6 protein-coding genes are annotated in these 4,018 nt (G+C 37.2%); 5 read left to right on the forward strand and 1 reads right to left on the reverse strand.

Features of this window, described 5'->3' with window-relative positions; translation table 11 throughout:
* From P20311_RS19015 to P20311_RS02900, 5 genes are all read left to right on the forward strand, one after another.
* Window positions 1-261 (forward strand): hypothetical protein (locus P20311_RS19015; RefSeq protein WP_036984704.1); only part of this gene is annotated, 261 nt, incomplete at its 5' end.
* Window positions 262-333: 72 nt separating this feature from the next.
* Window positions 334-687, forward strand: a complete 354-nt coding sequence (locus P20311_RS02890) for a hypothetical protein (protein WP_028834176.1) — start codon at window positions 334-336, stop codon at window positions 685-687.
* A 262-nt stretch (window positions 688-949) separates the two neighbouring features.
* Window positions 950-1,105, forward strand: coding sequence for a hypothetical protein (locus tag P20311_RS19020; protein ID WP_158307800.1), 156 nt, complete (start codon window positions 950-952; stop codon window positions 1,103-1,105).
* Window positions 1,106-1,122: 17 nt separating this feature from the next.
* The gene (locus tag P20311_RS02895) at window positions 1,123-1,401 is read left to right on the forward strand and encodes a hypothetical protein (RefSeq protein ID WP_008109478.1); all 279 of its coding nucleotides are present in this window, start codon (window positions 1,123-1,125) and stop codon (window positions 1,399-1,401) included.
* 203 nt (window positions 1,402-1,604) lie between these two features.
* Complete coding sequence (locus tag P20311_RS02900; protein WP_008109481.1) at window positions 1,605-1,892, forward strand: energy transducer TonB; 288 nt, start codon at window positions 1,605-1,607, stop codon at window positions 1,890-1,892.
* Window positions 1,893-2,276: 384 nt separating this feature from the next.
* Here the strand turns inward: P20311_RS02900 and P20311_RS02910 are convergent, their stop codons facing one another.
* On the reverse strand, window positions 2,277-3,866 hold the full coding sequence (locus P20311_RS02910; RefSeq protein WP_008109488.1) for a sulfotransferase: 1,590 nt from the start codon (window positions 3,864-3,866) through the stop codon (window positions 2,277-2,279).
* Window positions 3,867-4,018 lie beyond the last annotated feature (152 nt).

Genomic DNA, 4,018 nt, shown 5'->3' on the forward strand with positions numbered 1-4,018 from the left:
AGGTTAAGGCTTGAAGCTGGTGAAAAGCTTCTTGAATTACTAGATGAATATGTAGAGTCTCTAGAATTAACCCAAGAAAAAACAGTTGAGTTTCTGAATTGGATGAATACAAATGCTACCAAGTTCATTACTGATCCAGAGGAGGCCAATAGAATTTCTCAAGATTATATGTCTACAGAGTTAAGTGGTGAGGGTAAAAGGCTTATTGAATTACAAAAACTCATCTTTTTGGAAATGCGGAATGAATTGGGCATCGTATAACAAACGATTGAAGATCATAAAAACAAGACCGGTTTTTACCCCTTAATCGGGTGTTAGCATTAAGGAGTCAACTTGGATAGTCTATTGAAAATAACATCGCTACTTAATTTTTTAATTTATACCGTTGTGGCGATCTTTATTCTGATATCTCAGGGTGAATTTTATGAAAACCATTATTGGTTTTTAATTGCTTTTTTGGGTGTTTCTATAGCAGCGTCAAACTTAAAGCCCGTTAATGATGTACTTGTTGGTATTCTATTCTCAGGGCTTACAGCTAATCTCTTATTAGTTGCCTCGATATCAACAGGTATAAAAATCAATAGTGCTACATTTTTGATTTTTTTCGGGTACTTATGCGCAGGCTGCTTTTCTGTATGGTTCTTTATCGCACGGAATAAGTATCAGAGTTTTAATGCTAACAAGTGACTATGGTGCTCAATGTCCTCTCATAGCACACAGGCATACTTCGGCAAAGAGCGATGAACGATCATTCAGGTGAGTCGTTTTTAACTTAGTAAGAATAAAAAGAAACCCTCCCTTTTTTACATAGCGAAATAACCTGCATTAAGCATAAAATTTATAGCTGGTAATAACTTACACTATTTGTTATTAATATAAGTTAATAAAATAAGGGCATTTTCACGCTGGAATGTGTTAACTGATAAAGCGGTTGTATGTACAAGGAGTTATGGTGAAGAAACTCTTCAAATATCTAGGTTTTGGAATTTTAAGTGTTGTTATATTTTTCATTGGTATTGGAGTTGTTGCATCCATAAATACTGTTGATAAAGAGGCTGTCTTTGAGCCTTTTATTGTAAAGGCAATCCCTAAACGTGGGAAGTAACTCCTTTTAAAGAGCTAATGTCTGAGCAAGGTTACACTAGTGCAACTTCAGAGCAATGGGGGTTGTACGTAAAAAAGGTTGCTACATTAGGTGTATTTCAATCAGTCGGTAAAGCAGAGTTGCAAAATTGGAAAACGTTATCTCCAGTTGGTAGCTCAAGTGTTACATATGCTGTTTATCAGGTACCTGTAACCTTTGATACAGGATTAGCTCATATTCAATTAGGTTTGCAGTCATCTGACGGTAAAGTTGAAATAAATAGTATAAAGTTTTTATCTGATTTGTTAATGCAATAGTACATATAACAAGGCCATAAATTATTGAATGCATAATAGTTGGTTTTGTTTCGTGTTGCTGCACACTTTAGTAAACTTAGCCACTAGTTGTACATTTTATTTAGCTATATTTTTAGGGGTAGTCTTTGAAGTACATAACTATATTTTTAGTCCTTTTACTGGTTGGTTGAAATAGTACTAATGAAGCGGCAAATTCAAGTACTGTGTATACCAATACACAAACAGATTCACCTGCTAAATGGGTTGTGAAGATTGAACCAAAATATCCTGAAGATGCAGCTAAAAATAGCGTAGAGGGCTACTTAAAATTCAAAGCAATAGTGAATGAAGTTGGTGCGTTAGAAAGAGTTGAAGTAATTGAATCTGTCCCAAAAGGTGTATTTGAAAAGGAAGGTTTACGGGCTTTAAAGCTATGGAGATTTAAGCCTGCGTTATTAAGTGGTAGGCTGGTTAAGGTTGAGTACACTAACACTCTTGAGTGGAAGTTATAATGTCTCTAGGTATGAGCATATCATGGAGATCTAAGCAACCTAAACAAAAACGATGTGATAGGTGTGAGCTGTATTATTCTGAGTTTTTGGATAAATGTACGCATTGTTCCGATTTAAACGAAGCACAATTACTTATGCTTAAGGCTAAACATCAAGAATCTCTTAAACACAATGCTAAGCTTGGTAAATACTTATTTATAGCTGCTGTAGTAATTGGTGCATTACTTTTTGTTAGTTTTTTATGGTAGCGTTGGGGTTTTCCTTAAGTGGAGTAGGGTAAGTTAACAGAGAAGAACCTCAAATACATTCAACCTAAAAATTTATATCCATCCGGTAACTTTCAAATTAATCAAACTGAACTACCCGCCCACGTAACAATTTTTGTTATTTAATTAAACCTATCACTCCTTCATTAACTAAATGGGTCTGTGCTTCATTGGTATAGGGTTTAAACTTTTTCCAGCGGCCTATGGCCTTGTTGTTAAGCGGTTGGCGCACTTGCATTTTGCTAGCGGTTGATACCGGTGCGGTGTTTAAATGAAAATCAAGGCACTGCGGTTGCCAGTCTAAGTCGCAATAGCTCACTAACTCTTTTATTTTTTGCTCTGGTCCGGCGATGAGTTCTTCGTATTTTACTAGTTTAATATTGCTGTGCAGTTTGCTGAAGTGCTGCATCAGTTTATAAAAGCGGCTGTAAAATTTAGCGGTGTCGAGTAAGTCTAAGGAGTAAGCATAATATGGGTTGTTAATGGTAAATAGCTGACGATAGTTACCAATGCAGGTGTCCATGGGGTCGCGAAGTAGGCAAATTATTTTGGCGTTTGGCAGTGCTTTGGTAATTAAATCGATATAAAAAAAGTTAAACGGTAGTTTATCAATAAAGTGTTTATGGCTGCCGGTTACAACACGGGTAGCTTCAAGGTAAGTGCTGCCAAGTTTTGCAAAATCAAGCTGGTAAGCTTGGCTTAAAGTGTCTATATCGAGTACTTGAGGCGTGGGTGTTTGGCTGAGTTTTTTTACACTTAGGCCAAAGTCTTGCAGTTCGCCTGCTGATTGTACGTCGCTGTGGCTTGATAAAATGCGCTCAACTAATGTGGTGCCAGAGCGCGGCATGCCTAATACAAAAATTGGCTCACTGCTTTGGTTGCCAGCTGTTTGTTGGTTTTTGTACTTATCACTGAGCTGTTTAATATGTGCAAATAAAGCCTCAGACGCTTGGTTATCAAACGCCTTATTAGCGAGTTTTGCTGCTTTACCATGTTGTAACGCGGCAAAGGCTGCTGAAAATTCTCCTAGGTCTTGATATTCTTTTGCGAGCGCATGACCTATATGCAGTTTAGCGTCGGGATGATTGACCTGTTCAAATACATTTTTTAATCGCGCTATGTGGTTATTATGTTCGGTGACTTTAGTTAAATCGGCTAAGGCAAAATGACTTTGATGATGAAGCGGGTTCAGTGCAATGGCATTTTCAAACGCTTGCTGTGCTTTATCAAACTGGCCTAAAAACTTAGCGCATACTCCATAGTTATAATAAAACTGCGGTTGGCTGCTGTTACTTGCCGCAGCTAAATTTAACGCGCATTTAAAATAGTCAGCAGCATGCTGATGTAAACCTGCTTGCGTGAGCGCGACGCCTAATGTATCGGCATCAAGTGCTTTACTAATATGTATAATCTTAACGCTGAGGGCGGTGTTTTTTGCTTTTTGTAAGTCGCCCGTAAGAGCGTAGCACTTGGCAAGTTGCGCAGTATATTCAATAGACTGGGTAAAGCTTAATGCTTTTTCAATTAGCTTTATCGCTTTGTAAATTTGGCCAACCTGCAAATTAACCATGGCGAGTAAAAAGTAGCCATCAGCAAAGTCAGGCTGCAGTGTCACTAGCTCTACCAGTGCTTTATGCGCTTGCTGAATGTTGCCTTGGTTTAGATTGTTTATAGCGCTTTGGTGTAGTTGCTTTAAGTTTGGCTGCATGAATACTCTTATAAATAATGTACTTACAAAATCAAAAGGCTCAAAATTAATTTGAGCCTTTTGATTGTACTTAAACTTATCGCTTAATTATATTCCCAACGTATCGTTTAATTATATTTCAAACTTATAGTTAAATTTAATGCCAACAGTAT

Source organism: Pseudoalteromonas sp. BSi20311 (assembly GCF_000239875.1).
Lineage (GTDB): Bacteria > Pseudomonadota > Gammaproteobacteria > Enterobacterales > Alteromonadaceae > Pseudoalteromonas.

Excerpts from the sequence above, each read along its gene's own strand:
- P20311_RS02910 (WP_008109488.1), bottom strand. The coding sequence starts at position 3,866 with ATGCAGCCAAACTTAAAGCAACTACACCAAAGCGCTATAAACAATCTA.
- P20311_RS19020 (WP_158307800.1), top strand. The coding sequence starts at position 950 with ATGGTGAAGAAACTCTTCAAATATCTAGGTTTTGGAATTTTAAGTGTT.
- P20311_RS02895 (WP_008109478.1), top strand. The coding sequence starts at position 1,123 with ATGTCTGAGCAAGGTTACACTAGTGCAACTTCAGAGCAATGGGGGTTG.